At 64.8% G+C, this 3,472-nt stretch carries 2 protein-coding genes and 1 pseudogene; 1 reads left to right on the forward strand and 2 read right to left on the reverse strand.

Annotated elements, in window-relative coordinates; translation table 11 throughout:
• Positions 1 to 664: 664 nt before the first annotated feature.
• On the reverse strand, positions 665 to 1,156 hold the full coding sequence (locus ACWEJ6_RS54475; protein ID WP_452433631.1) for a hypothetical protein: 492 nt from the start codon (positions 1,154 to 1,156) through the stop codon (positions 665 to 667).
• A 118-nt stretch (positions 1,157 to 1,274) separates the two neighbouring features.
• Positions 1,275 to 2,083: pseudogene (locus tag ACWEJ6_RS54480) on the reverse strand (transposase family protein); the annotation flags it as partial.
• A gap of 1,077 nt (positions 2,084 to 3,160) precedes the next feature.
• On the opposite strand from ACWEJ6_RS54480, the gene ACWEJ6_RS54485 reads away from it, so the two are divergent.
• Positions 3,161 to 3,472 (forward strand): hypothetical protein (locus ACWEJ6_RS54485; protein ID WP_452433633.1); only part of this gene is annotated, 312 nt, incomplete at its 3' end.

Below are 3,472 nucleotides of genomic sequence, written 5' to 3' on the forward strand. Positions count from 1 at the left end.
CTGGTCGACGTGCTGTGGGCTCTGCTGCGCGACAACCGGGTCTTCTCCCCAGTCCCACCGCGGCAGGTCACAGCCGTCGCCGCTTGACATGGTCATTGAGATTCCTTCCGGGACGAGCCCCTGATCTCGGATGTCCGCCAAACCGGATCAAGCCCAGGCGGGGGAAATCGCCGCCAAGCCCCTCCTTCGTCGGGTCTTGCCATCGAGCAACCATGATTAAAGTCATGGATCGGTGCCGGCGGAAGGCGCACGACGCAAGAGCCTGGGCGGAGTACCGTCAGAGCGTGCTCGTTTGACGCGCGGGACAGCCTCTCGGATCGCACCAGCCAGCGCGCGATGCGGTGAACCGAGGCCTGCGGGACTAAGGAGAGTCCGTACCTCCGTCTAACTGCGGTGGCTTCCTCCTCAGTCACCTCGCTCAGCCTGCCAGCCAGCGCCTGCCGCAACTCGTCAATCTGCTTGTCCTGCGCTCCGCGCCTGGGTGCTGAACTGCGTGAGTTGGACGTCGAACTGCTTCTCCGGGGCCGGTCCGCACCTTGCCGGAGCGAAACATGCGGCAGGGACGGTCGACATCGGTATCCATCTGCCCGATGATCGGCTGATGGTGGGGATGACCTGTTGGAGCGCCTCGTGCAGTGGATTCTGCACCATGGTGGGCATCGGTTCACTCCTTGGAGGAAGGGGAGGGAGCGGCTGCCTCGCTGATCAGCTTGGGCGCGATCAGCTTGGTCAGGGCCACCACGTCCGCGGCGTTGTCCCGTCCCTTAACCCCCCGGACGAGTTCCACAATCAGACGCGTCGGCTCGCGTACCAGCACGGCGGCGGCATGGGTGTTGTAGGCGCTGCCGTCCTGCACGAGATAACCGACGGCGCCTGGGACGAGGTCGGGAAGACGCTTGGCCCCGTCGCGAATGCGGTATTCCGCCTCCATTTTCGACCCGCCGGGGGACAAGGTCACGTTCAGGACCTTCGCCTTGTCACCGGTCGCCTGGTAGGCGAAGCAGCCGCCGACGCCCAGGTCCTTGTCACCCTCCAGGTCGAAAGACCCGTCGGTGATTAGATCACGGACGCCGGTGACCAGGCGTACTGGTTGAAGCGGAATGTAGTCGCAGACATAGGGAGGGGCGGCGACCGACGGAAGCGGCGTCCTGTCCACTGGCGTCTCTTCGTGCTGCGTGCAGCCCGCCAACAGAGCCAGCGCGCCCAGCGCTACCACGGTCGCGAAACGGACCTTCATTGAGGTGATCTCGAGGAATCGCGAGTAGGTAGTCGTGCTCGAAATGGGTGAGGACAAGTGCCGCGCGGGCGATGTCGCCGATTCGGCTGGGGCTAGGGTGATGTGCTGGAGGGTCCGCCAGCGGCCTTTGAGCAGGGCGAAGCCGCGTTCGCCGAGGCAGCGCGGGGCGCGTAGAAGGCGGTTGTGGGTGCGGTTGTCCGGGCTGAGTACGTGGTTGCCTTCCGGCTGCTTGATCGGTGTGCGAATGCCGATTCCGGCGCCGTCGTAGCCGCTGTCGGCGAGGGTGGGCAGGCCACGTGCGGCCGCGGCGTACAGCGCGTCCAGTACCCGTGTGCGGGCGACGGTCAGGTCGTGGACGGAGCCGGGTTCGACCTCGACGATCCACAGCGGCGGACCGCCTGGTGCCGAGAGTGCTTGGAGGTTGCCGGCGTGCTGGTGGGCCTCGCCGGAGTACCAGGCGTCGATGGATTCGCCCTTGACGCTGATCGTCTGCTCGGCGCAACGATCGATGCCGATGAGGGTGCCGTCGAGGATCACGTACGCCAGTCCCTCGGCGTGGGCGCGGTCGAGGGCTTGGTGCGGATCTGGTGCTTGAGCCACGAGGACTTCGATGCCTTCGTGGATGTAGCGGTAGGCGGTGGCCCGGGAGACGCGATGGTCGCGGCCGAGCTTGGGGATGTCACGCTCGCCGCGGAACCAGCGCACCACCATGACCGCCTGCCGGAACGGGCTCAAGGCTCGGCCGCCGTGCGGGGTACCCCGCGGCCGGCGTTCGTCATGCGGGAGCCGCGCGACATATCGAAGGAGTGCGTGGGAGACGTCGAGCGTGGCACGATGAGCAATCACGCGGAGCCTTCCGAACGGCTGATTCTCTTGTGGAAAGACCTCTTCTACCGAGGGCTCCACGTTTGTTTCTGACCTTCGGTGACTTCTCCCCGAAAAGCTCGGAATGCCAGAGATGGCGTCTAAGAAACCCCAATCGCCCGAAATATTTCACTTAGATCACCTTAGTGCGCTGGGGCGGCATAAACGTCCGCTTTTCCGGAGGCGCCGGTGTAGAGGGCCTCGTCGAGAGGTCGCATAAAGCCGGGTCGCCCAGCGCCCGTCACCGCCTGGGTCCAGCGGATGTGGGGTTCGCCCCGAGCGATAGGGTTCTCGGCTTGACCGAGGTCGCGTTCGAAGTCGTACATAACTTTCGGGTCGATTCCCGAAGATTTCCAGTCGGGTGGCTGCGCGATCGCCGGCGGGGTCAGCGACGACGGTGCCGGTGTAGCGTCTGCGCGGGCGGGATAGTTCGCCGGCGGGCGCTCAGGAGAAGGCTGAAGGACGGGGCGAGGTGCGGTCGTCATGCTAAGCCTCCGGCGCACGAGAGAACGCACCCATGGTTCCACGGCCTGATTTCCCAGGTAGGGGGTGCATAGCGTAACGGCATGGTCATTCCCGGCGGTGAGAGGCGCAGACGCCAAGACGTACGTAAGGGAACGCCATCTGGGTTCACTCCTAGAGGAATTTGGGCATGGTAGGAGGCATGTCGGGGCTGGATCGCCCACGATCGTCTTCGTGTAGAGAAATCGCCGTCCATCAGGGACCACGGCCGGTGCTCGCCCACCCGCGCGAATGCCCGCGGTTCGCGGAGGAGTGCTGTACAGCAACGCCGCCTCACGCGATCACATGTCATCGACCCACATCCGCTGTTTCAGCACGGGCCGGAGGCCACGGGTGAGCGGCGGGCCGCTTCCTACGGATCAGAGGGTTGGGATTTACGAGTTCAGAGGTCTGGTGCGCGACGCCCCCTTGCTTGGACGAGAGGGAGCGCCGCCACACATAGCCAGGAGCCATGTGGGGTTGCTGCCGACGTCGGTCGGCAGTTGGCGATCATGAAACCTTTCCCAGCGGCACCTGCTATATCGCGACAATGAGGGTATGTCGCAGCGACCCAAGTTCTCGGAGTTGGGCGTGATGGGTTCCATCGCGCTCGTCATCTTCGTCTCGTTCGCGTTCCCCTTCGCGGCGGATGCCATCACGGACCCTGGCCTCAGGTGGCTATTGACCACGTCCGGGATCTTTGCCTCCACTCTGGGGCTACTCCTGGCTATTCGCGGCTATCGAATCAGCCGCAGACGGCAACAGGAGGCTGCAGAAGATCCCGGGGAACGGCTCCAGCGACGAGCCGAGGCCGTCAACGCCTCCTTTGAGGAAGCCATCTCGCTCATGGACGACCTTCTCCCCGCGAGG

This window comes from Nonomuraea sp. NPDC004702 (assembly GCF_053601695.1).